At 32.1% G+C, this 24,597-nt stretch carries 26 protein-coding genes; 13 read left to right on the top strand and 13 right to left on the bottom strand.

Features of this window, described 5'->3' with window-relative positions; translation table 11 throughout:
- Positions 1 to 13 precede the first annotated feature (13 nt).
- The 11 genes from AC52CF_RS05140 to AC52CF_RS05090 all read right to left on the bottom strand — a co-directional run bounded on the left by AC52CF_RS05140 (position 14) and on the right by AC52CF_RS05090 (position 9,191).
- Positions 14 to 355, bottom strand: coding sequence for a DUF2511 domain-containing protein (locus AC52CF_RS05140; RefSeq protein WP_002977357.1), 342 nt, complete (start codon positions 353 to 355; stop codon positions 14 to 16).
- 79 nt (positions 356 to 434) lie between these two features.
- Positions 435 to 1,283 (bottom strand): restriction endonuclease, encoded by an 849-nt coding sequence (locus AC52CF_RS05135; protein ID WP_002977356.1) that lies wholly within the window; start codon positions 1,281 to 1,283, stop codon positions 435 to 437.
- A gap of 11 nt (positions 1,284 to 1,294) precedes the next feature.
- Positions 1,295 to 1,744, bottom strand: coding sequence for a hypothetical protein (locus tag AC52CF_RS05130; protein ID WP_002977355.1), 450 nt, complete (start codon positions 1,742 to 1,744; stop codon positions 1,295 to 1,297).
- Between the two features lie 55 nt (positions 1,745 to 1,799).
- Entirely contained in the window at positions 1,800 to 3,545 is a 1,746-nt protein-coding gene (locus tag AC52CF_RS05125; protein WP_002977354.1) for a DUF262 domain-containing protein, read from the bottom strand.
- A gap of 82 nt (positions 3,546 to 3,627) precedes the next feature.
- Complete coding sequence (locus AC52CF_RS05120; protein ID WP_002977353.1) at positions 3,628 to 4,653, bottom strand: hypothetical protein; 1,026 nt, start codon at positions 4,651 to 4,653, stop codon at positions 3,628 to 3,630.
- 90 nt (positions 4,654 to 4,743) lie between these two features.
- Positions 4,744 to 5,274 carry a hypothetical protein gene (locus tag AC52CF_RS05115; protein WP_002977352.1) on the bottom strand — a complete coding sequence of 177 codons (531 nt, stop codon included), beginning with the start codon at positions 5,272 to 5,274 and terminating at the stop codon, positions 4,744 to 4,746.
- Positions 5,275 to 5,353: 79 nt separating this feature from the next.
- Complete coding sequence (locus tag AC52CF_RS05110; RefSeq protein WP_002977351.1) at positions 5,354 to 5,476, bottom strand: hypothetical protein; 123 nt, start codon at positions 5,474 to 5,476, stop codon at positions 5,354 to 5,356.
- Positions 5,477 to 5,600: 124 nt separating this feature from the next.
- Complete coding sequence (locus AC52CF_RS05105; RefSeq protein WP_002977350.1) at positions 5,601 to 6,302, bottom strand: hypothetical protein; 702 nt, start codon at positions 6,300 to 6,302, stop codon at positions 5,601 to 5,603.
- Positions 6,303 to 6,363: 61 nt separating this feature from the next.
- Positions 6,364 to 7,353, bottom strand: a complete 990-nt coding sequence (locus AC52CF_RS05100; RefSeq protein ID WP_002977349.1) for a hypothetical protein — start codon at positions 7,351 to 7,353, stop codon at positions 6,364 to 6,366.
- Positions 7,354 to 7,393: 40 nt separating this feature from the next.
- Positions 7,394 to 8,077, bottom strand: coding sequence for an AbiU2 domain-containing protein (locus AC52CF_RS05095; protein ID WP_002977348.1), 684 nt, complete (start codon positions 8,075 to 8,077; stop codon positions 7,394 to 7,396).
- Between the two features lie 274 nt (positions 8,078 to 8,351).
- Positions 8,352 to 9,191: a hypothetical protein gene (locus tag AC52CF_RS05090; protein ID WP_002977347.1), complete on the bottom strand. Its 840-nt coding sequence runs from the start codon at positions 9,189 to 9,191 to the stop codon at positions 8,352 to 8,354.
- Between the two features lie 167 nt (positions 9,192 to 9,358).
- Here AC52CF_RS05090 and AC52CF_RS05085 point away from each other — a divergent pair, with 167 nt between their 5' ends.
- From AC52CF_RS05085 to AC52CF_RS05040, 10 genes are all read left to right on the top strand, one after another.
- Positions 9,359 to 10,093 (top strand): hypothetical protein, encoded by a 735-nt coding sequence (locus AC52CF_RS05085; protein WP_002977346.1) that lies wholly within the window; start codon positions 9,359 to 9,361, stop codon positions 10,091 to 10,093.
- A 442-nt stretch (positions 10,094 to 10,535) separates the two neighbouring features.
- A complete protein-coding gene (locus tag AC52CF_RS05080; RefSeq protein WP_027383737.1) occupies positions 10,536 to 11,969 on the top strand; it encodes a transglutaminase family protein in 1,434 nt (477 codons plus the stop codon).
- A gap of 10 nt (positions 11,970 to 11,979) precedes the next feature.
- The gene (locus AC52CF_RS05075) at positions 11,980 to 13,086 is read left to right on the top strand and encodes a hypothetical protein (RefSeq protein WP_002977343.1); all 1,107 of its coding nucleotides are present in this window, start codon (positions 11,980 to 11,982) and stop codon (positions 13,084 to 13,086) included.
- 8 nt (positions 13,087 to 13,094) lie between these two features.
- Positions 13,095 to 14,210, top strand: a complete 1,116-nt coding sequence (locus tag AC52CF_RS05070) for an RHS repeat-associated core domain-containing protein (RefSeq protein ID WP_002977342.1) — start codon at positions 13,095 to 13,097, stop codon at positions 14,208 to 14,210.
- Positions 14,211 to 14,220: 10 nt separating this feature from the next.
- Positions 14,221 to 14,589: a hypothetical protein gene (locus AC52CF_RS05065; RefSeq protein WP_002977341.1), complete on the top strand. Its 369-nt coding sequence runs from the start codon at positions 14,221 to 14,223 to the stop codon at positions 14,587 to 14,589.
- A 48-nt stretch (positions 14,590 to 14,637) separates the two neighbouring features.
- Positions 14,638 to 14,982: a hypothetical protein gene (locus AC52CF_RS05060; RefSeq protein ID WP_027383739.1), complete on the top strand. Its 345-nt coding sequence runs from the start codon at positions 14,638 to 14,640 to the stop codon at positions 14,980 to 14,982.
- Positions 14,983 to 14,986: 4 nt separating this feature from the next.
- Positions 14,987 to 15,337 carry a hypothetical protein gene (locus AC52CF_RS05055; RefSeq protein ID WP_002977339.1) on the top strand — a complete coding sequence of 117 codons (351 nt, stop codon included), beginning with the start codon at positions 14,987 to 14,989 and terminating at the stop codon, positions 15,335 to 15,337.
- A 24-nt stretch (positions 15,338 to 15,361) separates the two neighbouring features.
- The gene (locus AC52CF_RS05050) at positions 15,362 to 15,712 is read left to right on the top strand and encodes an immunity protein Imm33 domain-containing protein (RefSeq protein ID WP_002977338.1); all 351 of its coding nucleotides are present in this window, start codon (positions 15,362 to 15,364) and stop codon (positions 15,710 to 15,712) included.
- A gap of 45 nt (positions 15,713 to 15,757) precedes the next feature.
- Complete coding sequence (locus AC52CF_RS05045) at positions 15,758 to 16,312, top strand: hypothetical protein (protein ID WP_002977337.1); 555 nt, start codon at positions 15,758 to 15,760, stop codon at positions 16,310 to 16,312.
- Positions 16,313 to 16,340: 28 nt separating this feature from the next.
- Positions 16,341 to 16,490 carry a hypothetical protein gene (locus AC52CF_RS05040; RefSeq protein ID WP_336690452.1) on the top strand — a complete coding sequence of 50 codons (150 nt, stop codon included), beginning with the start codon at positions 16,341 to 16,343 and terminating at the stop codon, positions 16,488 to 16,490.
- Between the two features lie 31 nt (positions 16,491 to 16,521).
- Here AC52CF_RS05040 and AC52CF_RS05035 read toward each other — a convergent pair whose 3' ends face one another.
- Complete coding sequence (locus AC52CF_RS05035; RefSeq protein WP_002977335.1) at positions 16,522 to 16,782, bottom strand: helix-turn-helix domain-containing protein; 261 nt, start codon at positions 16,780 to 16,782, stop codon at positions 16,522 to 16,524.
- 642 nt (positions 16,783 to 17,424) lie between these two features.
- Here AC52CF_RS05035 and AC52CF_RS05030 point away from each other — a divergent pair.
- From AC52CF_RS05030 to AC52CF_RS05020, 3 genes are read left to right on the top strand one after another with little or no spacing between them, the layout of a single operon-like run.
- Positions 17,425 to 20,433 (top strand): SusC/RagA family TonB-linked outer membrane protein, encoded by a 3,009-nt coding sequence (locus AC52CF_RS05030; protein ID WP_002977334.1) that lies wholly within the window; start codon positions 17,425 to 17,427, stop codon positions 20,431 to 20,433.
- Between the two features lie 10 nt (positions 20,434 to 20,443).
- Positions 20,444 to 21,817 carry a RagB/SusD family nutrient uptake outer membrane protein gene (locus AC52CF_RS05025; RefSeq protein ID WP_027383741.1) on the top strand — a complete coding sequence of 458 codons (1,374 nt, stop codon included), beginning with the start codon at positions 20,444 to 20,446 and terminating at the stop codon, positions 21,815 to 21,817.
- On the top strand, positions 21,817 to 24,309 hold the full coding sequence (locus tag AC52CF_RS05020; protein ID WP_002977332.1) for an alpha/beta hydrolase family protein: 2,493 nt from the start codon (positions 21,817 to 21,819) through the stop codon (positions 24,307 to 24,309). Before AC52CF_RS05025 ends, AC52CF_RS05020 begins: the two co-directional genes overlap by 1 nt.
- A gap of 10 nt (positions 24,310 to 24,319) precedes the next feature.
- On the opposite strand, the gene AC52CF_RS05015 is transcribed toward AC52CF_RS05020, so the two are convergent.
- Positions 24,320 to 24,589, bottom strand: a complete 270-nt coding sequence (locus AC52CF_RS05015) for a DUF6520 family protein (protein WP_002977331.1) — start codon at positions 24,587 to 24,589, stop codon at positions 24,320 to 24,322.
- Between the last annotated feature and the right edge of the window lie 8 nt (positions 24,590 to 24,597).

Here is a 24,597-nt window from a genome sequence, read left to right as displayed (position 1 = left end):
TTTAGTATTCTTGTTATTTATTTTCACAAAGTTCCAGACCTTTAGTGATAAAATCTCCGTATGAAATTTTTAATCCAGCCCATTTGGGATCATCCAACCATATTTCATCAACTTTACTGATAGCAGCATTATTATGTGAAACACCTTTAGCAGTTCCATTTAAAGCATATGTCTTTCCATTGCTGGCCTTGCAGTAAATTTCTTTATATCCAGAACAATAAACTTCAACTTCATCAACTGAAAATGGCCATTTTTCTCCATACTCCAGCTTTGAAAATTTTATTGTATTTCGCTGGACTGGGTTAGAACACGATAATATTAATACTAAAAGTAATAAACTGTAAATAGCTTTCATTTTTTAATTTTGTCAAAGATAGATTTGAAAACTAAATTGACATTACGGGAAACCGTATTACTAAGAACATAAATAGTATTTATGACAAATCTTCTTTATTCACAACAATACCAAGCTGGGTTATAAGAAATGTCTTTTGTTCAAAGATTTGGTTCATAATCATCCATACTTTATCCACTAGAGAAAATGTTTTTTGATGGTCCTTATTAATAATAGTTAGTAAACCTGTGTAGGTAATGCTTTTTATCTTTTGATAATTTCCATTAAAAAACAGTCTATGATCTGTAAAATCGTAAGATTTCAAAACCATTTCAAAAGGTTTTTGAGTGTGTAGATTTTTTTTAAAAACCATTACAGAATCATACAATCTTATTTTTGTGCCATCTTTATTTTCAATATAAACCAAATATTGCTGTGTTTCAGGAAGTATAATTTCATTATCGTCATTTGTTTTAACAACTATTCTTGTGACCTCTGGTCTGCTCACATTGATCTTGAAAAATAAATCTAAAATTCCAAATTCAACTTCCTTCTGTTCATTATCATTATTTTCAGATTCTCTCAGCTGCACTATCTTTATATTATGATGTTCTGCAAACATTTGTGCATCCCGAGTAAATCCATTCCTTGACACAATAATTCCTCTTTGTATATCGGTATCATTGATGATAGAAAGAAGCTTCATAACTGTATCTTTAGTTACTTTTTTTTTCCAGTATTTACATTCGATAGCCGTTTTGTAAGTTTGGCAACCATCAAACTCAGCGGTCAGCACATCAATTTGATGCATAACCCCTGAATTACCTTTTATTTTACAATTCTGCCCATAACCCTCCACTGGAATATGATATTCTTTTTTTAAAGTATCATAAATATATTTTGTCAGAGATTCATAAATCTTCCAATCAAGACTGTTTAATTCATCCATCGTATTTCACATCAAATTACAACATATAGGTCTTCATCTTGATCATATATAGCCTTCCCTGATTTTACCAAAGGATTCCAAACTTTATCAATTGCTTCTGGCGTATTCCACTCACAATAATTATCAGATTTTTTCAAATTACTACTGGAAATTATCCTCTTTCCAAAAATTTCTCTACACTTTAGAAGAAGGCTGATCGAAATTCCTTTCCCCAAATAGTACTTACTACTGTCAGGATATAAGTCAACTACTTTTAAATCAGTTTCATTTTCCATCTCTAATAAAATGAGACTAAAAGAATCATCACTTTCCTTTGACTCTTCATACACTTCAAATACATAAGTAAAACCGTTATATGTCTCATTAAACATATAAGTACATCTAGAAGTAAATTGATAAGTCACATTATTTTTAGTACTTATAAAAATAAACTTTCTGGATTCATTAATCTCTAATATCATAGTGTACATTTTATTAAAAAATAAGATTATCAAACTGTTAACTAAACAAAAAAAATTAGAATTTAAGTTCCTCCATTAGTTTTACTGTCAAAATAACTTGACGCTGTTTTGCAAATTTATCAAATGATGAAAAATTTAAATCATTGGGAAAATAGTACTTTTTCTTATTAATTTTATTTGTAGAAACCCAATCTGCAAGTTGCTTTGCACCTTTTGACTTGTTTTCATTACCATCTAACATTTGGAGATTAATAATGGAATTAAAATACTCCGGATCTGTAAAGTATTCTCTATTAGAATCAGTCAATTGGATATTATTTAATTTTAGCTTTTTTTCATTGAAATTTGATATCGGATGACAATGATCAAGATTAAAATCTCCATCCTTATATTTTAAGTTAGGATAAAGTAATGCGAGTATGGGAAAAGCGTATCTATTTTCTTTCTGAGTATATAAAAGATTTTCTACAAACTCTTTATCGACGTTTATACTTTTATTGGTTTTAGAAAGCCTCTTTGCAATAGCGGCAGCAGGGAAAACTGCCGGAGACTTAGCAATTTCTTTTTTCAAAGTATCTCTGATAGCTTTTAATACACCTTCAGCTTGCCCGCCAAATATTTGATGTAGCAAAACAACATGAAGCCATTTTTTAATAATTGCTCTATCATCTTTATATGCAACTTTCTTATGAAAATCTTTTACTTTATCAGTTTTGTATAAATAATATATAATCGGAAGAACAGCATTTAATGATGTCAGTGTTTTTGGAGCATATCCAAAGTCTACAATAAGTTGAAAGACTTCTTTAATTGCTTTCCTAATATTTTCCCATTTACTTTCAAAATCTTTAGCATTCTTAATACTGAAATTGGTTACTCTAAATTTAATATCATCGTTGTACAAAATCAGATAGGTACGCAAAATCAAATCTTTGTTTACGGCAAAGCCGTATTCCTTTACAATTTCATCAACTAATCCATTAATTTCTTTGCGGGCATCTAGAATCATCCAACCTGAAATAGTTGTTGACATTACTAAATCCGAATAACTTAAGTTAATACCGCCTGAATTTATTCGTATAAAAATATCTAATGCTCTGGTAAAATCAGAACCTTTTTCAAGATAGTAGTGAATAAGTTTCTCAAGATGAACAATATCGTGAAGCCGACTCAATATCTCCTGAGCATCCTGATCTTCTATTTCGTGTTTCTTACAATAAGAATTCAGCTGTGCCATTCCGCGAATACCCAAAATATCTCCGACTTTGAACCATTTATTTCCATCTTCATTTTTTGCTTCTGAAGGTTTTAAAAACAAGAATTCATATTTTCTATCATCGTCACTATCGTTTAAGTCCTTGCTAGAATCCTTTTTATATTTAAGATTTAAATAAAGATATCTTGTAGGAATAGAGTGTTCATTATCTTTCCAAGCCAGATTATATTCGTGATAAGCATAAGAACCTTTCAACCCCAGATAAAGTGCAGTAAGGCGCTGCTGCCCGTCTAAAACGACTTCGAAGCTAGGAAGTTTTTTTGTATCAACTTCTTCTGATCTATTGAGGAATCTTTCTCTATATTTTTTTAAGATCCCATAAAATCGTTGGTTTTGTGTGTTATTACCTTCAACTCTCCAAAGCAACATTGAACCAATTGGATATTGTTGCATAAGTGAGTCAAATAACATCTCTATTTTTCCAGATGACCAAACAAAATCTCGTTGAATTGCAGGAAGTAAATATTGATTGTAATCTATTTTATCGATTGCATCTGCAATTGAAAGCGGAGGAAAAAATGACATAATTTATTTTTTAATTTTAATGTTTTTAGCTTTAAGAACTTTATGTTGATCACTTATAAAGGTCGAGATAACAAAGAGAATATCAATTACTACTCTTTTTATCAAACAAATATTTGCCTTCTTGTATTTCGAGATAGTCGATTACAAAATGCACAACTTTTCTGGCATCCTTCAGGACTTCTGGTGCTAGTCCAGGCACTTTAAATTGATTAATCTCTGAATTATAATTAATCATTTCACTATCAAAATTTTCAATCCCTTTTGGTTTACGTAATCTACAGTAAGGATTTATAATACTTAGATTTAAGGTTTCATTCAAGTTCCAGGAATTCTCAATATTTTTATTATAGAAATCTTTGTGCTTGTAATATAAGTTAGTTAAAATCACTAAGTCTACATTATTGTAATCAGCAGGGTCGCAAAAAGAACCATTAGTAAACAGACCTTCGGGGCCGTTAAGATAACCTACCCAGCTCTGCATATCCTCTCTATCACCACAGCATATTAATAAAATATTGATCTCATTTTCTTTTGATAAATCATTAAATTTTTCGTGCGCGTTAATCAGAAAATCTTTAAGATTATTATCCATACTTTTTAACTCAGAATGTTCTTTCAGAGATTTACCTTGCTTTATTAAACCTTCATCTATCGCATTGGAAAGTATTGACATTATGTCTAGCCTATTGTCAAGTCGACCATAAGTTTGATATTTGAAAGATTCTGTATTTTGTACCTTCTCTCTATTAGTAAAAGCCGCACATTTTACTTCAATATTGTATGTGAAATTGTTAGACTGAAATTTAACGTCTACATCTTTTTGATTTTTAGGGTTTACTTTAGCTTCGACCCTGAAACCATTTTTCTCACAAAAATAATTTGCAACTGCCAGCTCACAGGCACTTTGAATATAAGCTTTTTCGTCAAATTTTGCTTTTTTTAGCTGTAACTTATTTCCCCAGAGATCCTTGAAATCTCTATTGGATATAAACTGTTTAATTTTTGAAACAGATTCAATAAATTCATCAAAATAAATATTTCCGGAATTTTTTGCAATTTTAAGGTAATGACCATCCGGTACATTTAATTCATTAAATTCTTCTCTCATGAAGTGGCAATTAGTTTTGGATTTTAAGAAAATAACTTTTAGAATCACTGGGAAAGTGACTCTTAGATTTAGAGTGAATGACTTAGTTTGCTAAAGTCTCGCAAAGAAATATGCAAGATCAAAGATTTCAATTTCTTGTTTTTGATTATTAATATCATCAATATATATTCTCAAATCACCAACTCTTGTTAAAACACCTTCCATTTCTTTCTTATCGTCATACCAAGAAGTTGAATAAACTACATATAATTCTTTACCAACAACAGTTTCAAAATCAGCTTTTTTTACACTAAAGGGATCAAGAATATATTTATTAAAAATAAATAGAAAGTCAAATTCAAAGTACATATTATCGTAGAACCAATCTTTTACTGAGAGTCTAAGTTTATTACCATGCAAAGAATGATCTATAATATGTTCGTACCCAAAACGATATTCTTTTGGCTTTGGAGCATTAATCCTTAAAAGAACGACTGACTTTTCTTGGAAAATGATTCTGAATGGGCTTTTCTCTACTTGCTTTATAGAATCATGTTTCTTGATAACTGAGCAAAAACAATTGAAATCCTGATCAATTTTTAAATTATTTCTTCTCAAGAATTCAATAATGGAATGTTGCATAACGTAAATTATTAGTTTTTTATAAATTTACAAAAAAAGCCTGAATAGATATTCAGACTTTAGAATGTTTTAAACAGAGTTATTTTTTAGGTGTAGAAGGCTTACTACTTCCTCCACTTGAAGTTTTAGCAGGATTGTTTCCCCTATTTCCTCCAGAAGGATTTCCTGTTTTACTTGGCCAGTTTTTGTTTGAATTACTCATTATTTTAATTTGTTTTAGTGCCTACTACTTTTAACGTCGATGTTGGGCTAGTTTTGACATGATCATGTAATCGAAATACGTGCCAAATGTTAAAAAAAGTTAAAATAAGAAATTATTTTAGGAGCTATCCATTATAATCAAAATCAGCCAATGGATGTTTTACTCTTTCAGCGGTCGGAATTAGAGAATTGAATCTTATTATAACTTTAATTACCTGCTCAATTAGAAGAAGTTGTTCTTTACCAGTAATATTATTAGGTTGGTTTTGAATCAATTCTAATTTAACTTTTGACTTATTTATTACGGAAGTGTTATCTTCAATTTCTAAACTATGATTCGGCTTAGTGTGAATTCCAAAATTGTGCATTGTATTTCGCAAATAGAAAAAATAGATAATCACATCTCTTTCATAAGCTGTAATACCTGCAAAAAAGGAAATCATACTTAATAACTTTTCAAAAGTCTCCTTTATAGAAGTTTTATTAATTGTATTAGCCCTTGCCTCAAAGTGCTTTGCTATAGCTCTAAAGTTGGTTTCAATGGAAATAAACAGAGCATTATAAAAGGCATCTTTAATGAATCCATTAAAATTATGATCTAGATCAACCAGATCATTTTCTACAAATCCTTCCCAAATATTTTCTTGAAGATATTTAATATCACTTAAGTGTGTCGATAATTTAAGAGCAATCAGGTAATTTTGAATGCTTGATGCAATAGCATCCATTGTTATGTTTCTAACATCTTCCAGATCACCGTGATTATTATTAGAAGATGCAAAATTTAGTAATTTCGATACTAGTTCAATCTTTTCGTCAAATTCCATAGATAGTTTTTTAATTTTTATATTTTATTTATTTCAATCCGCTTTACTTCAAATACGAAAGTTATCTGAGTTTTTTGTCTACTAAAGCAAGATATTTCATTCCTGATTGGTCAAAGACATTTTCCGTTTTTTCAATTTTCATCGCGGAATATACAGCATTTGCAAATCCTGGTAATCCCCAAAGCATAGATTTTAAATCTCCGGTGGCTACAATTCCTTGCGTGGCACCAATAATCCCACATACTGATCCGAAAATAATATTTCCTATTTGACTCTCTCCCATTTTTGCGGTTAGCTCACCTTTTCTAATCACCAATTCTCTGATCTTTTCGTTAAATAAATCTGTCCCCTCTATTACTGTGGGATCAAGCACAAGTAATTCAACTCTGCTTGTAAAAGCATCTAACAGATCACCATGCTTCTCCTTGAAGCGCAACATTTTATCTAACTTTATATTTTGTGGAAATGGGATCAAACTTTCTAAAATCGTCTGCCTTTTTTTTTGGTTTTTTAGATTTTTAATACTGTAAAACCTTGACCTTAAATTATCAGTCATAGGAATTCTGTTCGTCTTAGCTCCAATTATGGTAGCTACGAACTTCATTAATTGATCTGCCGTTTTTGTTTCCACTGCATACCAATTTCCCTCTGCTCTACTGGCAAGCCCTAAATTTTCAAGACTATAGAAGACATTATCATCAAACTTATCAGCGTGTATTCTGGCAGAAGAAAACTTCTGAGAATGCACTAAATTCCTTTGACTATTATAGAATCGATTTTGTGCTTTTTCAAGTGAATTTTTATTCTTCTCAATCTCGGTAACGAAAGGTTTTGTTACTTCCCAAGGTTCATCAAATATCTCAATAGGATTTATAGGAACTATCAGAGACATTCTAACAAGCTCCATCATAAACGGGTCATAATTCCGTTCTGGTTGCCAAAGATATTCCTGAGGTACAATCGCAGCAATATCCTTGTAATAAAGAAGAGTTCTTATAGTCCAGTCATTATCCGGTACATTGATATAAGGGTAATATAAAATATCACTCATAGTAATTAGTTTTTAGTTTTTAGTTTTTACAATAATTTGGTTATTCTTTATCTAAGTCATTTCTTTTTTTAACCTGTTCGTCATGATGGTCATTAATTATGGCAAATAAATCTTTCATATTCCAAAGGTTTGTAAACATAAAAGTGGAATTATTAAATCCAGAATTAAAGCGGTTATAGATTCCCTCCGCAATATCAGAAAGTTGCTTTATTTCAGCGAGGCTTTCAACTTCTATCTCACCAAGTTTATCAGGATCGAAGTGAGCATAATAAGAGTCTCGTCTTGCTTTAATTTTCTCAACCAAAAACTCCGCCTGATTAATCTCTTCTCTGGAAATAGCAATAGCATTTTTAATATCTGCTTTATGTTTAAACAGATAGTCATATTCACCTTCACTACCATTTTCAGAAAGCTTACGATTTTTAGTCAGCATCTCTTTGAGTTCTTCGTCAAAATCGCTGTTTTCTAACTTATTCATCAATTTTTTCAGGCTGCGTTTTTCATCCTGAACAAACAGTTTAGACAATGTTAGTGTTGCAAAGGAATAAGCTAGTGCTACATAATGCCCTAAAAAATAACTAAAAGGAGCAATTTTTTCTCTGCTTTCATTATTTTGCTCAATAATCTCGTCAATATTTGAAGTGCAGATAACTAGATCACGAATCATAATTTGGAAATACTGCATAAAGCTATTCAGCTCATCTTTTGTAAAAATATTTTTCATTAAACTAATATAAAAAATTGTTTTTAGTTGTTTCTCCAAACATTTACATCCGTGTAGACAAGCTTTTTCAGCTCATTAAATCGAGTATCATCCAGATCTTTTCCGCAAATGACTTCATGCAAGACCCCCGCGTAATCTTTAATTTCTTGGTTAACAATTTTTGCAACTGTTTCCAGTTGATCTTCTGTAAGATTTATATTTTTATTTTATTATTATCTAGGTTGATAATCTTTAAGGTTTAGTTATAGATTTGTTACAGTATTAAAGAATTTTTTTACAATTTTAGTCCAGCTGCAATACCTAATCCAAAGAATCTTTTTCCTTGATATGCCCAAGCATCTGCATTACTTCCTGTCATAAAATCATATCCATAACTAAAAATAATTCCTATATCATTTCTTGCAATCGTTAAACCTGCTGAAGGAGAAAGAACAAGATTACTTGGATTATAAGTAGTAACAACTTTTTTCTTCAGCGGTTCTTTTCCCAAGCTTGCTGATGAGAATCCGAATGAAGCTCCGGGAGTTACCGACCAGCTGGTACTTGACCTGTGTGAAAAAGTTGTCCAACCCCATGAATATCCAACAGAAAAACCCAAATTAATATTCCCAGTTACGACATTAGCAGAGTACTGATTATTATTATAGTCGACAACTGAAGGTCTAACTTTTACACCTATAGCGTTAATTCCGACAATAACGGTCTGGTAATGCAGAGTAATGCTTCTTGTAGGATCGCCCACTTTATCTCTACTCAATTTCACAAGTTTAAGTTTATTAGGAGTAGCTGCATTAATAATTCTTTCCTGACCGTAACAGGGATCTACTGCGCCTTTAGCATCAGAGCCTCCTTTATCATGCTCTATTTGCCAAGGGTCAATAAATAATTCTCCATCCTTATTGGTTACTAAACATTTAAAAGATTTATTTAAGGCAGGACAAAAACTGTAATTAGTCGTAGTACCGTCAGTAATCACATACCCTTGATCATTTAAATCTTTCAATTTTTCTTTAGAAATGTGATAACGAAATTTGAGTCTGTAGCTGCTAGTTTGTGAATGTAAAAAAGTGATCATGCTGAAAAGCATAAACAATCCCAGAATAATTGTTTTCATGTTTTATTAGTTTTTTGGTTATGAGGTAAATATACAAATATAAGTTCTCAAAATAGAGAAATTTTCATATCCAAATTACGAACTAACTTAATGTTATTAAAATTAAAATATTTCTACTTTTAAACTAATAAATTACAAATACAAAACAATTTTAAAACGAAATAAACATGAACAGACAAAGATTAATCCGAAAATTAAGAATTATTAATCATAAGTTGAATAAAAAATACATTCCAGTAGAGGATAAGCCGTTTGTGAAAATTGCCGAATTAACAGCTATATTGCCTGCACTTGGATTATTTTATTTGTGGCATTATTTTGATTTATTAGGAATTAGCTACTATCGATATTTCAATCTGTCGGACGCAATTGCTGTACTATATGAAAACCTAATGTTAATGATTTTAATTGGAGTGTTATTCTCACCAGGAATCGTCTGTTTGTTGCTGACTGACTTAAAGTCAAGAAGCAAAGGTTTATCAATAATTACATTAATTGTAATTATCGTATTATTAATTTGTGGTTTCGGTGTACTAATCAATATGTACAAATTTGCTACGCCAGTAAATATTGTTTTTATAACAATTATCACTATTTCCAGCTATGTTTACTTTTTTGAAAGTCGAAATCTTGGATTTTGGATGCATTTAGCATTCGCATTTATCTATATGTACGCAACCGCTGCACAGGAAGCAAAGTATATATTAAAAGAAAAACCAAAATTTACAATATACTTAAAGCAACACTCGGAGCAACCAATTCTTACGGAGGAAAGTAGTACAAGGTTCTATCTTTATAAGACTTCTAATTACTATTTTATAAAAGATGAAAAAGAAAATAAAATATTTGGATATTCAATATCAACTCAGGAAGAAACAGTTGTTGTACCACTAACCAGATAGTATTAATGTAATTGTCAGTCCTTCGGATTTTTTTGATCCACTTAAGACTTTGCTCCATGAAGTATTCTTAATATATTTGTGGTAAACAAAAAATAAAAAAAGTATAAGAATAAATAAATCTTAAATACATATAAAAACATTGCGTTAAGCAGTTATTTTCTAAACTCAAATACTGGTACTATAAGAATTCTAAGAAAATGTAACTGCAAGATTCGCCCTTCTGGGGCGTGTTTTGCTGCATTTCTTAGAGGGATTATACCAGTATCCTGAGTTTAGAGTGTCAGTTAATTCACGCTCTTTTTTTATGCCCAAAAACTACAACCAAAAACTAAAAATATAATGAAAATCCCTGAAGTAATATTGGACGGAATCACCGTAATACTACGGTATCAATTTAAAATGACATCCAGTAATATTGCAATAAAAAAACAAAACACAAATTATGCGAAACAGTACAATTTCTATTATACTGCTGTATTTTAGTACAGGATTATCCGCTCAGATTCCAAATCTGCCGACAGGACCAAGTGCATCGACTTCCCCAATTCAAAATTATTCTGAAATATCTTTCAGAAACAATTCTACGTCAAAAAATACGGTATCCATTCCCTCAGTTAATAATTCTTCAAGAAAGTCAGAAATTGAAAGAAGAAACTGGGAAATGCAGCAAAACGATTTTAAAATCGTAGAGAAAGAAAATCGAGAGAAAGAGCAAAAACAGTTTGAACAAAAAGTAAATAATCTAGAAATTTCCGGTTATAATCTGCCATCACTATCAGCTAATTCAGGAACTAACTTCTATTATGATGCCTTGTCTCAACTTAATAATTTAGATCAAAGCAATTATTCATTAGCTGAAGCGAATTTCATTGTTGAAAATGCTTATTCTGAAAGGAAGCTACACTATTCTAATTTCAAAGCCAACATTTCAAAAATAGCTTCTCAGGTTTTGCAAAAAATGAAATCCGGAAAGGTGACCCCAGTCGATAATACTCTGAAAAACATTGCTTTGTTTAAGCATTTCTCAAAGAATTACAAATATGATTTTGATGATTTTATGGGAAAGAAAGAATGGAACAAAATGTTTGTTTCCAAATTACTAAAAACAGGAAAAGGACAATGTCACTCAATGCCTCTACTTTATTTGATGGTAGCAGAATCAATCGGGGCAGATGCTTCATTGGCTATGGCTCCCAATCATACGTATATCCGTTTCAAAGACGATGATAATCAATGGCAGAATATAGAATTGACTAATGGAATCCTTAGTACAAATGCTATGATTTTAGAATCCGGTTACATTGGCTCCGAAGCCTTACTGAATGATGTCTATATGAATAGTTTAAGTAAAAAACAGCTTATGTCATTGTTATATGCAGACTTAGCCAATGGCTATATTCATAAGTACGGAATGGATGAATTTGTCGGAAAAGCATTGGATAAATCTCTTGAACTTTATCCCAATAATATGTATGCTAATTTACTTAAATCAATGTATCAGCAGGCGCGATTTGAATATGTAGCAGCAGAATTAGGAATTCAAAATGTAGAAAATCCTGCAGAACTTGAAAATATAAAATATTTCCCGAAAGGTCTGGAACTTTTAAAAGAAACAAAGATGCAGTTCAACAATATCGACCAGCTCGGATTCAAATTTATGCCAGATGGAGCTTATTCAGAATGGTTGAGCAATATGAACCGTGAAGCCAACAAACAAAGGAGCGAAGAGCTTGCCGAGAAAATTCGTCTTACCAATTTAGAAAAACAGAGAAAAAAGAAGGAAGAAGAACAAAAGAAATTGGAGGAAGAGCGTAGAAAAGCAAAAGAGAAAAAAAGAGAGGAGGAAAAAAATAAACCTAAACCTCTTCTAACATAAAAACATCAAGATGAAAAATCAATATTTTAGAAAATCAATGCAATTTGCTTTGCTTGTAATAGTCTCAATGGTTATTACTGTCAAAGCTCAGCGTAATCAATTTTACGAGGAGGCCTATGCACACATTGACAATATGCTAAGTGGCAAGGAAAAGTATAGTTTTAAGAAAGCTGTCTTAAGTGTTGAGCAGTCTTATTACCAGGGAAAGATTGACACGATAGCGATTAATAATGAACTCAAATTCCTGAAATCATTTGCAGAGCAAATAGTTAAAAGCAGAGAACTGACCTATCAGGGAAATGATAAAGATAAAGTCAGCAAATATGCGGCTCTTTACTCGATCATCTGCCAACCGATACCAGTGATTGTGAAAGACTCTACCATTCAATACAAACCTTTCTCTTACGATTTTACCGACGTCTTTGGTCACGATGATTTACCCAATCTCTTTGTTTCCAAATTACTTGCAACAAAAAAAGGAAATTGCAACTCGATGCCCTATTTGTACAAAATCCTTGCTGAAGAATTGGGAGTTGATGCCAATCTGGCTTTAGCCCCTAATCACGTCTACATCAAGCATAATGTAAAGTCTTTAGGATGGTTTAATACCGAATTGACGAGTGGAATTTTCCCTGAAGATGGTTGGTTAATGGCATCTGGATATATCCATCTGGACGCCATCAGAAACGGTATGTTTATGAAAGCTTTGGATAACAAAGAAAGTTTAGCATTATGCCTATTTGATCTAGCACAAGCTTACAACAGAAGCTTTCCTTCCAACGATGGCGAATTTCTCCTAAAAGTCCTCAATAAAGCTCTCGAAGTTTATCCAAATTTCGCAAAAGCACGCATTCTAAAAGCTGAAACGTATAAAGCCAGATTTCAAAAATTAATGGATAGACAAGATCTAAAGAGTGGGTCTTCAAATAATATCAAACTGGCTTTAGAAAATCCGAAAGCAAAAGAAATATATGATCTGATGGTTCAGGAATACAGTACGCTTTACAAGCTTGGTTACAGACAAATGCCTGAAGGAATGTATTTGGATTGGCTTGTATCTCTGAAAACAGAAAGAAATAAATATGAAAATAAAAAATTAAAAAACAACTTCAAATAACCACGAAAATGAAAAAACTATTTTATGTATTCTTTTTGATAATCGCAGTTTTTCTCAATGCTCAAGTAGAAAAGAATGTTTCAAACAATCCTGAAAAGATTTACGTAAATCCCGTAAAACTTACCAAAGAAGAAAGATTGCGTCCTTATATGGACGAAGTTCTAAAAACGAGGGATACTTTAACACCAGCCGAAGCAGAGCGGAGAAGACAAAACATTGAAGCAGGAAATCCTTTTAAGAAATATGGCTTCTATCCTAAAATTGCTACATTAAGCAAAGGTAAATATTTAGAAGCTCACGACTTAGACAGTATTGTAAGCATTGGATCAGTCCGTTACAATGCAAGAACCAATGAAATTGTTGAATTATTAGATATCAACATAGAAAATGCTGACTCACAACCATATCTTGATACTGCAGGTCGCTGGTTTTCTCCTGATCCACTAAGCGAAGAATACAGACGTTGGTCACCATATAACTACGCAATGAACAATCCATTGCGATTTATTGATCCGGATGGAAGGTCTACCGAAGATGCAGTTGAAGAATCAGAACAATGTTGTCTTTTTGGTATAAGTGGATTAGTGAGATTTATGCCAATCTTTGAAGGTGGCTCAAATGTGAGGCCTAATCCTGTTGTTGAAACAATGACAAAAACTAGTGAAGCAACTACAAAATCTCAGGAACATTTTAACAGAGGTAGGCAGATGGAACCAGAGCAAATAAACAGAATGAATGAAGAAGGACAAAATGTTACAAAGAATACTAAAAATTTTGAAGCAACAGATTCGAAAACAGGTAAAACAGGAGGAACGAGACCTGATGGATTCACCAAAGAAGGAAATCCTGTGGAAATAAAAAATGTAAAAAATCAATCTCTTACAAGACAATTAAGATTTCAGGACAATTTAGTTGATGGAAAAAGGCTAATTTTGAGGATAAACAAGGATGCAAATTTATCAAATCCTTTAAAAGATTCAGGGATTGAAATTCAACCTTATAACCTAACAGGACCAGCTCCTGCAAAAACAGATAACATTAGAGTAAATAACAACCCAGCTCCAAAAATTAAACCTGTCCCAGTAAAAAAAGATCCTTGTGCAGGAATACCAGGTTGTATTTAATTAAAATATTATGGAAGACAAATATATTACAGGCATAAAACAAGTTGTCAAAACTGCTCAAGCATTTTTAAATGAATTTAAAGAGTTTGCTCCATTTGGTTTAATATTTAAAAATAATGAATGGATTGATCTTGGCGCATATGACGAAAACCTTACATCGGATCAAATGAAAAATTTTTTAATTAGTACTATTATAGAAGATTTTAATGAGGGTAACACTGAGTTTGGAGCAGTTTGCGTAGATGCTAAAATTAAAGAAATCGGCGATGTTATTATTATTTACAATACATCAAATGGTAAGGATTGGTTTGAATTAGTTTATAAGTATTATCTCGAAGGAAAGTCGGTTAAAATTATCGAAGAAAATATCGAGTATTAATCCCAATGACATTATTGAAAATGTCTTATAATATTTTTGACTAAAAGATTGGAAATAAGCAGAACAGAAATAGAAGAGAAATTTTTACAACATTCAGTTCAACACGGAGTACTTTATGTAAACGGAGATTATAAAAAAGCAAATAAACTTCACAAAGAATTACATAACCTTTATAACCATGCAAAGGAGCAACGTGAAGAAGAGCTTTTTAGTGAAATGTTGGATAATCCTGACGAATATGTAAAATTGTGGGCGGCCATTTTTACTTTAAAATCAAAACCTGATATAGCTGAGAACATCCTAAAAAAATTATCTACAAATTCGAAAGTAAAAATGACAGCCTCTGCGACTCTTCATTTGTGGAAAGAAGGAAAATTAGAACTATTATTATGAGATTATGAAGAAAATAGTAGACATTGAAACTGCATTAAAAATGTTTGAGGAGGCTTCAATTATTCAAGTAGAATCTACAGAAAATGGTAATTTTAAAGTAGGAAATAAAAATTACGAGAAGGTAATGAATGCAGCTTCATTTCTTAAAAACCAAAATTCAATAGAAAGTTTATTTCAGTTTTTAAACCATCAGCATAAAGGTCCGCGATTATGGTCTGCCTGTTATATCTTACATCTTGATGAAAAGAAAGCGGTCAAAGTTTTAAAAGAAATAATAAAGCAATCGGGAATAATTGGTTCAACAGCTGAAATTACTTTAGACGAGTGGAAAAAAGGAAATCTAACATTTATATAAAATAATTATAGAATCTCAAAAAGAATGGATACTCAAGATTATTTACAAGACCAATTGAAAATTTGTGAAAAGAATTCTCAAATTTCTGATGTAGTAGAGTTAAATACCGTAATTGCATTGGGTCGAAATTTTAATCCCAACATTCAAATAAATGGACTTAGACATCCCCGAACAAAAGGTTTAACTGGTTGGTATATTTGGTCAGGTGAGTTTTCTTATGCAGATGATTTTTTTCAGCCTTCTCACGCCTATCATTTGTTGGAAGATGCTTCTTTTATAATTCAATATCTCGGGCTTCCGGCTGGTAATCGTTTTTTAATAGATAGTAACGGCTACGAGGATATTTGGTATGATGAAAGTTTGTTGGATGTATAATCTTATAACTTTTAATTAATTTCAATCATCAACAATAAAATAACTATGAAAACAAAACTTCTTTTCTTGCTACTAATACAAATTATATTTGTTAGCTGTCAAAAAAAGGTTACTGATTTTAAGCTCGTAAGCTATGATATAAAATCAAACAACGAACTGTCCATTAGTGCTTATACCACTTTGGACAAAGATGGAGTTCTAAATGTTTATCTTGATAGAGAAAGAGATAAAGTATATTATCAATATAAATTAAGCCAGAGTGAACTTGATGAAATCAATAGCTTATCAGATAAAAATTTGGATAAATATGTAATAAAAAAAGCGCTGGATGCAAATCAAGGTTATGCAGGCAGTAGAAATTACTTAAGTTTTAAGGTAAATGGAAAGGAAGACAAAATATGTTTTATTTTACCTTTTATGGATTCTGATTTTAAGAAGGTAATAGATTCGCTGGAAGACAAAATTTATTTGCAGGACGAATCTCAAAGAACTGAAGCATCTCCTATAGATTTCAAAAAAGTAGAAAAAGAAATCATTACACAGAACCAAATTGATAATTATCTTCCAAGCAAGTCATTACCACCTCCTCCGATGCGATAAATTTCATATATTTACAAAAAGCATAAATATGAAAGCAATAAAAATCTACAGTATTGTAGCAACATTGGTAATAGTTGGACTTTCAGTCTGGGTTTACTCAACTAAAAAAGAATTAAAAGAAACAGAAGAAGTTCTTGATCAATGCTCTGATTGGTATTATCAGGAAATTAATAAGTAAAAGAAATCCTAACAAATTAGTTAGGATTTTTTTATTCGTCAATCTTATATTTATTAATATCGAAATCAAAGTCAAAAAGTTCTTTTGGGGTAATACCAAAAGCTGATGACATTTTCAACATCGTTTCTATAGTTGGATTGCCCTTTCCATTTTCAAATTTATTGTAATTGCTTGAATCGAAATTTGAATTCTGCGCAACCTCATCCATTGAGTTATATTTTGTAGCTCGAATCTTTTTCAAATTTTCTGAAAACTCAAGCATAAATAATCTTAAGACTTCTTTGCTATCCATAAATAATGTATTTATGGGCAATTTTGGATTTTTGATTTGAAAATTCGTGGTAATATATTACCATACAATAAATAAAATTACTATATTTGTAAAATAAGTTACAGAATATGTAATTTTGCGATACTTCAAAGAATAATAGAAGCTATTGCTTAGAATCTCAATTCGAAAACTGGTAATTTTAGTATACGAGACGATAAGCAGGAAGCTCACGACCTAGGCGTGGGCTCTCTTATCTGTATACAAGGTATACCAGTACCCCGAATTGGATAATGTAGAGTTCCACGCCGTCTTTTTCCAATGCTGTTCGCTTTTCTACTTCTAAGCACCTTCCAAAAATAGTATCAGATTATATGATACAATGAGGTGTACAACTCATTGCGGCTTTTAAAGCTTTCTCGGGACACAATTTCATTCATATTAAATGGCTTTTAGGTGCCTTGCGGTTAACTAACGACTATCCCCTATCCAAAAGGCACTAAGAAAGTTTTGTTTTCAAATACCTGAATCCAGAAGTAATAATAACTAAAAAATGAAATAAAAAATAATCCTTATAAATAAGAAAGCCCTTCCCTATTCAGTTTGCAGACTTCAGGAAAGAGCTAGGTTTATCAAGGAGTTTAATCAAAAAACCCATACAAAACTATGAAAAAATCCTATTCTAAAATAGGAAGTATTGGTATTGTCTTTTTGTTAACTGCATTATGCAGTAATGCAAAAGCACAAACCAAGACAGTGACCGGAACAGTTACTGTCGGCGAGAATCAGACACCACTTTCTGGAGTCAATGTATCTCAGGAAGGCAGTGATCAAGTTACACAGACCAATTCGAAAGGATTTTACATCTTACAAATAAACGGTGAAAATCCCATCATAATTTTCCGACATCCTGAGTATGCAGAAAAAAGAATTACCGTAAATGGTAAAGCTGTTATTAATCTTTCATTAGATCAGAAAGTACAGGGCATTGAAGAAGTTGTTGTCAATGCCGGATATTATAAAGTAAAAGAGAAAGAAAGTACCGGTAGTATTGCAAAAGTTTCAGCGAAGGATATAGAAAATCAGCCTGTGACTAATGTTCTATCTAGTGTTCAGGGACGACTTGCGGGTGTTACTATCACTCAAAATTCAGGAGTTCCCGGAGGTGGTTATGATATTCAAATAAGAGGTAGAAACAGTTTAAGAAACAAGGACAACAGCACAATTGATGGAAATCAGCCACTTTATGTGATCGATGGTGTTCCGATGGGTGGAGAAATGACATCACTCTATTCGACTGTTATTCTACCCGGAAGAAGTCTTAATCCTCTCAACAGCATCAATCCAAACGACATTGAAAAAATTGAAATTTTAAAAGATGCTGATGCAACAGCAATATATGGCTCCCGTGGTGCTAATGGTGTTGTTTTGGTAACTACTAAAAGAGGAAAGTCAAAACGACTGAATTTAAATTTTAATACATCCTATGGATTAAGTACAGTGATTTCTAATCTCAATTTGATTAATACATCAGAATATTTATCTATGAGAAAAAAAGCATTTGAAAATGATGGAATCAGTACTTATCCTGCAACGGCTTATGATATCAATGGAACTTGGAATCAAGATAGATATACAAACTGGCCGGATAAATTAGTTGGGAACACAGCAGCTTTGTCAAACACACAATTATCATTAAATGGCGGTGGAGAAACAACCAATTTTTTATTGAGCCTTTCAAATAATGAGCAGACCACTGTTTTTGGGGAAGACTTTAAATACAAAAGCAAAAACATTTCCAGCCATATCTCGCATCGATCTGCAGACAATAAATTTCAGATGAATATTGCCAATAGTTTTTCAATTCAGAAAAACAATGTCATTAGAACAGATATTACGAGGCAGGCGTACAATTTAGTTCCAAATGCACCTGAGCTTTACAATTCTGAAGGTGGATTAAACTGGCAGAATAATACATTTGCCAATCCTGTGGCAGCCTACAATAGCACCTATACAAATGAAAACAAGCAATTTCTTAATAGTATTACAACACAGTATGAGGTTTATAAAAACTTATTGCTAAAGCTTAATGGTGGATTTAACTACCAGACATTTGAAGAACTTTCGTTACAGCCCAATACAATTTATAATCCGGCTTATGCTGCGGGTCAGTCAAGCGCAACTTCGACAGCATCTAAGAATAATCAGGACAGATTTTCTTTCATCATTGAACCACAAATTAACTGGAATTACCAATCTGAACATCATAAAATCGATGCTTTGGCGGGAGGAACATTTCAAAGAGAGACAAACGAACAAGGGTCAATTGTAGGTGTAGGCTTTGAAAGTAATGCTTTTATAACAAATATCGGTGCTGCAAGAACAAAAACAGTTTCAGACCAAATCACAAATGAATACAGATACGCCGCATTTTTTGGGAGGCTTAATTATCAATATTTAAATAAATATATAATTAATCTGACTGGCAGACGTGATGGAAGCAGTCGCTTTGGTCCAAATAAAAAGTTTGCCAATTTTGCAGCAGTTGGAGGAGCTTGGTTATTTAAAAAAGAAAAATTTGCCGAAAATCTAGAATGGTTAAGTTTTGGAAAGCTTCGCGGAAGTTATGGTACTGCAGGTAGTGACAACATTGGAGACTATCAATATTTAGATACTTATACTGTCTCATCATCATATATCTATAATTCAGTTACAGGATTGATTCCGTCAAGACTCTATAATGGTAACTATAGTTGGGAAAAAACTAAAAAGCTAGAAGTTGCTTTAGAACTTGGGCTCTTCAAAGACCATATTAATATTACGACAGCTTGGTATAGAAATCTTTCTTCAAATCAATTGGTGGGCTACCAGCTGCCTTCAATCACTGGCTTTACAAGTGTATTGGCAAATCTTGATGCTACGGTCGAAAACAAAGGATGGGAATTTGAGTTGGCAGCTCAGCCACTAAAAACAGGGTCTCTTAAATGGGATACTAATTTCAACATTAGTTTTCCAACAAACAAATTAGTTTCATTTCCGGGACTGGAAGGTTCAACGTATGCCAATCAATTTATCATTGGGCAATCTACTTCAATTATCAAATTGTATCAACTTGAAGGTATCGATCCTAAAACAGGAAAATACAGTTTTACTGATTTCAATGGAGATGGAAAGATATCTTCACCTGAAGATAACAAAGTTGCTCAGGACATAAGTGTAAAGTTCTTCGGTGGGTGGTCGAACAGTTTCAGATATAAAAATTGGGACGTTTCATTTTTGTTTCAGTTCGTTAAGCAAAAAAACAGAAATTACAACAGTATTATAACTGTTCCTGGCAGTATGAATAATCAGCCAGTCGAAGTTTTAGATGTCTGGTCAACGGACAACCCTACTGGTACATATATGCCATATACTTCCGGAGTAAACACGCTTCACACATTTTTTCAAAACAGTACAGCATCAGTGTCGGACGCATCATTTATCAGATTAAAAAATGTACAATTGGGATATCAGATTCCATTAAAAAACAGCGTCTTCAGAAATGTCAAAATATACATTCAAGGACAAAATCTTCTCACGGTAACCAAATATTTTGGTGTTGATCCTGAGTTTTTAGCACTGGGCTATCTGCCACCTCTGAAAACATACTCTTTTGGGTTACAGTTCAATCTTTAAAAAATTTGAAATGAAAACAATTACAAACATTACTATATTATTATTCTCACTATTACTACTCAATCTGATTTCTTGTGAAGAGATGCTGGAAGTTGATGTACCGGAAAATCAAATTGATAAAAACAATGTTTTTCAGGACACTCAAACAGCAAATTCCGCATTATCGGCATTATATTCGAGTTTACGAGATAATTCTCTACTGGCAGGTGATAAGATGGGATTATTTTTGAGCAATTATACAGATGATCTCACTTGTTATGCAACTACCGCAACAAATGGAATCTATGAAATTTCACAAAATCAACTCATTTCCAGCAATGCTGCAGTTTATTCACTGTGGTCAAATACATATCAACAAATCTATTTCTCCAATTCTATCTTAGAAGGTCTTGAAAAATCATCAGGAATTTCAAACACAGACAAAAGAAGAATGAAAGGTGAAGCATTACTGATACGCTGTATTTTATATTTCTATTTACAGCAAATATATGGAGATATTCCTTATTTAACTACAACTGATTACACTGCTAACAACACCTCATCAAAATTGAGTTCTGATGATGTTCTTGTTCGACTTGAAAACGATTTGAACGAATGTTATATATTATTAGCAGACGAATACAGTAACTCCGAAAGAATTTTTGTCAATCGTAAAGTTGCAGAACTGATGATGGCAAAGGTATATTTTGCAGAGCAGAGACCAGCCGATGCGGAAGCTAAATTAAAATCAATAGCTCAAAGTTCTCTTTATACTTTCGAAACTGACATTGCTAAAGTCTTTCAAAAGTCAGGAAAACATATTTTGTGGCAATTAAAACCTAAAAATTCAGGAGATGCAACAAAAGAGGCAAGTTTATATTATTTCACAGGTGCAGCACCTTCGAGCTACGCACTATCGACATCTCTTATGTCCTCCTTTGCATCATCGGATTTCAGAAAATCGAACTGGATGGCAGTAATTACTGTGGGCGCAAACACTTGGTATAGAGCCGATAAATATAAAAATCGCTCAAATAATACCACAGAGTACTCCATTGTTTTCAGGCTTGAAGAAGTTTACCTACTATTATCCGAAAGCTTGGCAAAACAAAACAAACTCAATGAAGCACTGCTATATTTAAATGCTACAAGACAACGTGCTGGACTTTCGGCGGTAACTTCAGGCATTTCACAGTCTGATTTAATTACTGAAATCGCAAGTGAGAACCGTAGAGAATTCTTTACAGAGATGGGGCATCGTTTCTTTGATCTCAAAAGGAATAACAATTTAAATTCTCTTATTTCCTCAAAACCTAATTGGCAGACTAATCATCAACTGTGGCCAATTCCTCAAAAAGATCTTGAACTAAATTCAAATTTAAATCCCCAAAATCCAGGTTACTAATGAGATCATTTAAAAATATAATAATTTTACTGTTACTTGTAGGGATTTCTTTTTGTCAAGGTCAAACGTTGAGAGGCACATTAGAAAAAAAAATGGCTCAGCAATATCGAATAAAAATTCTTGCGATGTCTCCAAAGGGAAACTGGGTTATAGCAGGAAAACATTATGATATTAACAAAGATACTATTGAAATTTTTTCAACAAAGAATAAAATTCAAAAACCTCATCTGTTAACGAAAACCTTAGATATTCCAATTTTTTTACAAGAAGAAGCTGTGGTAGCATTGGCAAAAGATAAAGCTGTCTTAGTTAGTCTGAATGATAGAAGACAGAAGGTTTTTGACAATATTAAAAGAGTTTTTGCGTCTTCAGACACAGGAACTTTTGCATTACTAAACACTGCCGATAAATTGTCTGTCTATAATAACAAAGGGGCATCATACTACGAAATAGATAGTGTAGTCAATATTACGAAAGATAATGTAAGTAAAATTTTTGTCGTAAGAAAGGGTGAAAATAAATACGAAATCTACGACACTTCTTCCCAAAATAAAAAAAAGATCTACGAGAGCCCTGTGCTTATCAAGAGAATTGAAATAAGTGATTCAAAGAAAACACTTTATATAATTGAACAAAACAGTACTGATAAAACGGAAAGTTTAGTTTTATTAGATATCAAATCTGGCAATATCTCAAAACCAATTTTACAAGATATAGATACTGGAGATTACATTGTAGTTAGTGAAATGAATGAAGAAGGAAAGTATTTTGTAAATGGCCAAACGAAGATACCAAAAAACAAAAATGTCGAAATATGGTATGGAAATGATGGTGATTTAAGCAAGCATGACACTGGTTTTGATCCAATTGACAAATATTGGATAATTACAAACAATAATCATGTAAGCGCAATTGATAATAAAGATTCGAAAAAGATTTTTTTATCTGGCAGTGATAAATATCTTTTCGCTTTTAAAAGAGGAAAACTTCAAAATTATACAGTAGATAATCAAAATATTGATTTACAGATTTTAGATACTCAGAATAATACAGCCAAACCCTTTGATATTGTAAAAAGTGCATATTTCACTCTATCCAAAGATGGAGAATTTAGTATTTACAGAGACTTGCAGGATAAATGGGTGTTATGTAATCTTTCTACGATGAAAAAAGGATATATTCAAGATCACAGTCTGCAAAATCCTGTTTTTAGTAAAGACGCGTCATTAATTTACTTTGATTCTCAAAAAGGTATTTTCGTTTATAATATTCAGAAGGATAGACTGATCAAAATTAGCGAAAATCTAAGTAAAAAAGTTAAAATTTTGAATAAAGAGAGTCTACCATTAATTGGGAGCTATTTCAAGATTTACAGATCGTACCTAAAGAATGATAATTCAGTTTTAATAAAAGTCAGAGATGACGAAGAAAACAAAACGTCATATTATACCATTGTAAATAAAGATTTAAAATCAATAATAAAATCCTCAGAAAATTATATTAGAGATTTCTACTACAACAGAAACGCAAATTTTTTTGCTTATACATTAGAAAATTACAACAAACCGATGTCTTTATATTACGTTGATGATCATAAAAAAGAACCAATAATTCTTTTAACCAATGAAAATCGAGATGCTGCAGTAAAGAATCTTAAAATTGAAATAATAAATTATATTAATTCGGATTATCAGAAGTTGAAGGGTATTTTATATTACCCAACTAACTTTGAGCCTAAAAAAAAATATCCTATGATTGTAAGAATTTATCAAATTCAGAATGATTCGGCAAATCAATATGATATTATAGGCTATAATAATCCTGCTTCTTTTGATTTGAGAACTTTACTTGACCAAGGCTATTTCGTTTATTTACCCGATATTGTATTTGGTCCAAAAGGAACAGGTCTTTCAGCATTAGACTGCGTCAATAAAGCATTGGATACAATTCAGAACAGACCGTATATTGATCAGTCGAAAATCGGATTAACAGGGCATTCCCATGGGGGATATGAGACAAACTTTATTGCTACACATTCAAACCGTTTTGCAGCGTATTTATCTGGTGCTGGTAATAGTGATATTGTACGTTCCTATTTTTCTTACAATTATAATTTCCACAGCCCATTTTACTGGCAATATGAAAATGGACAATATGAATTGAAATTTCCTTTCAGTGAAAACAAAAAATTGTACTTTGACAACAACCCCATTTATAATGTTGAGAAAGTGAATGCGCCCATTCTTTTATGGGCTGGTAAAAAAGACGAAAACATAAAATGGGATCAGGTCATGGAATTTTATATTGGGTTAAAAAGGAATAATAAAGATGTTATAGCTCTGTTTTATCCAAATCAGGGGCATAATCCAAGTTTTAATTCAGAGGATAGAAAAGATCTTTATTATCGAACATTAGAATGGTGGGATTATTTTTTAAAAGATAAAACAAACATAGATTGGATTAACAAACAAATGAAAAAGGATGCTTTATAGCATCCCTTTTTTACTGCAGTCTGAAAAGTTCCTCTCCGCACATTGTCGGGTTGTCCGAAATTTTCTCGTGCAAAGACGAACTGCTGTCGCCCGACCAAACACATGGGGCTGTGCCCACTGTGTTACACTGTTGTTGTGCGTTTAGACATTCGCCAGTAACGGCATCAATTCTGTAAGCGTCAACAATTGCTTTTGCTGAATTGCTTTTTGCAGCACTAGTTGCAAATGCTGCGCCTGTGCCAAGTAATACTGTGACTACAGGAATCATTAATTTTTTCATATTAAAGA

Source organism: Chryseobacterium sp. 2P, assembly GCF_059579425.1.
This window is presented reverse-complemented; position numbering and strand designations above follow the sequence as displayed.

What these genes read in the sequence shown, in the direction of transcription:
- AC52CF_RS05125 (WP_002977354.1), bottom strand. Translation starts at nt 3,545, where the DNA reads ATGTCATTTTTTCCTCCGCTTTCAATTGCAGATGCAATCGATAAAATA.
- AC52CF_RS05135 (WP_002977356.1), bottom strand. Translation starts at nt 1,283, where the DNA reads ATGGATGAATTAAACAGTCTTGATTGGAAGATTTATGAATCTCTGACA.
- AC52CF_RS05105 (WP_002977350.1), bottom strand. Translation starts at nt 6,302, where the DNA reads ATGGAATTTGACGAAAAGATTGAACTAGTATCGAAATTACTAAATTTT.
- AC52CF_RS05040 (WP_336690452.1), top strand. Translation starts at nt 16,341, where the DNA reads ATGAAAGCAATAAAAATCTACAGTATTGTAGCAACATTGGTAATAGTT.
- AC52CF_RS05070 (WP_002977342.1), top strand. Translation starts at nt 13,095, where the DNA reads ATGAAAAAACTATTTTATGTATTCTTTTTGATAATCGCAGTTTTTCTC.
- AC52CF_RS05065 (WP_002977341.1), top strand. Translation starts at nt 14,221, where the DNA reads ATGGAAGACAAATATATTACAGGCATAAAACAAGTTGTCAAAACTGCT.
- AC52CF_RS05100 (WP_002977349.1), bottom strand. Translation starts at nt 7,353, where the DNA reads ATGAGTGATATTTTATATTACCCTTATATCAATGTACCGGATAATGAC.
- AC52CF_RS05025 (WP_027383741.1), top strand. Translation starts at nt 20,444, where the DNA reads ATGAAAACAATTACAAACATTACTATATTATTATTCTCACTATTACTA.
- AC52CF_RS05055 (WP_002977339.1), top strand. Translation starts at nt 14,987, where the DNA reads ATGAAGAAAATAGTAGACATTGAAACTGCATTAAAAATGTTTGAGGAG.
- AC52CF_RS05130 (WP_002977355.1), bottom strand. Translation starts at nt 1,744, where the DNA reads ATGATATTAGAGATTAATGAATCCAGAAAGTTTATTTTTATAAGTACT.
- AC52CF_RS05115 (WP_002977352.1), bottom strand. Translation starts at nt 5,274, where the DNA reads ATGCAACATTCCATTATTGAATTCTTGAGAAGAAATAATTTAAAAATT.
- AC52CF_RS05050 (WP_002977338.1), top strand. Translation starts at nt 15,362, where the DNA reads ATGGATACTCAAGATTATTTACAAGACCAATTGAAAATTTGTGAAAAG.
- AC52CF_RS05120 (WP_002977353.1), bottom strand. Translation starts at nt 4,653, where the DNA reads ATGAGAGAAGAATTTAATGAATTAAATGTACCGGATGGTCATTACCTT.
- AC52CF_RS05030 (WP_002977334.1), top strand. Translation starts at nt 17,425, where the DNA reads ATGAAAAAATCCTATTCTAAAATAGGAAGTATTGGTATTGTCTTTTTG.
- AC52CF_RS05015 (WP_002977331.1), bottom strand. Translation starts at nt 24,589, where the DNA reads ATGAAAAAATTAATGATTCCTGTAGTCACAGTATTACTTGGCACAGGC.
- AC52CF_RS05095 (WP_002977348.1), bottom strand. Translation starts at nt 8,077, where the DNA reads ATGAAAAATATTTTTACAAAAGATGAGCTGAATAGCTTTATGCAGTAT.
- AC52CF_RS05085 (WP_002977346.1), top strand. Translation starts at nt 9,359, where the DNA reads ATGAACAGACAAAGATTAATCCGAAAATTAAGAATTATTAATCATAAG.
- AC52CF_RS05020 (WP_002977332.1), top strand. Translation starts at nt 21,817, where the DNA reads ATGAGATCATTTAAAAATATAATAATTTTACTGTTACTTGTAGGGATT.
- AC52CF_RS05140 (WP_002977357.1), bottom strand. Translation starts at nt 355, where the DNA reads ATGAAAGCTATTTACAGTTTATTACTTTTAGTATTAATATTATCGTGT.
- AC52CF_RS05045 (WP_002977337.1), top strand. Translation starts at nt 15,758, where the DNA reads ATGAAAACAAAACTTCTTTTCTTGCTACTAATACAAATTATATTTGTT.
- AC52CF_RS05080 (WP_027383737.1), top strand. Translation starts at nt 10,536, where the DNA reads ATGCGAAACAGTACAATTTCTATTATACTGCTGTATTTTAGTACAGGA.
- AC52CF_RS05110 (WP_002977351.1), bottom strand. Translation starts at nt 5,476, where the DNA reads ATGAGTAATTCAAACAAAAACTGGCCAAGTAAAACAGGAAATCCTTCT.
- AC52CF_RS05090 (WP_002977347.1), bottom strand. Translation starts at nt 9,191, where the DNA reads ATGAAAACAATTATTCTGGGATTGTTTATGCTTTTCAGCATGATCACT.
- AC52CF_RS05035 (WP_002977335.1), bottom strand. Translation starts at nt 16,782, where the DNA reads ATGGATAGCAAAGAAGTCTTAAGATTATTTATGCTTGAGTTTTCAGAA.
- AC52CF_RS05075 (WP_002977343.1), top strand. Translation starts at nt 11,980, where the DNA reads ATGAAAAATCAATATTTTAGAAAATCAATGCAATTTGCTTTGCTTGTA.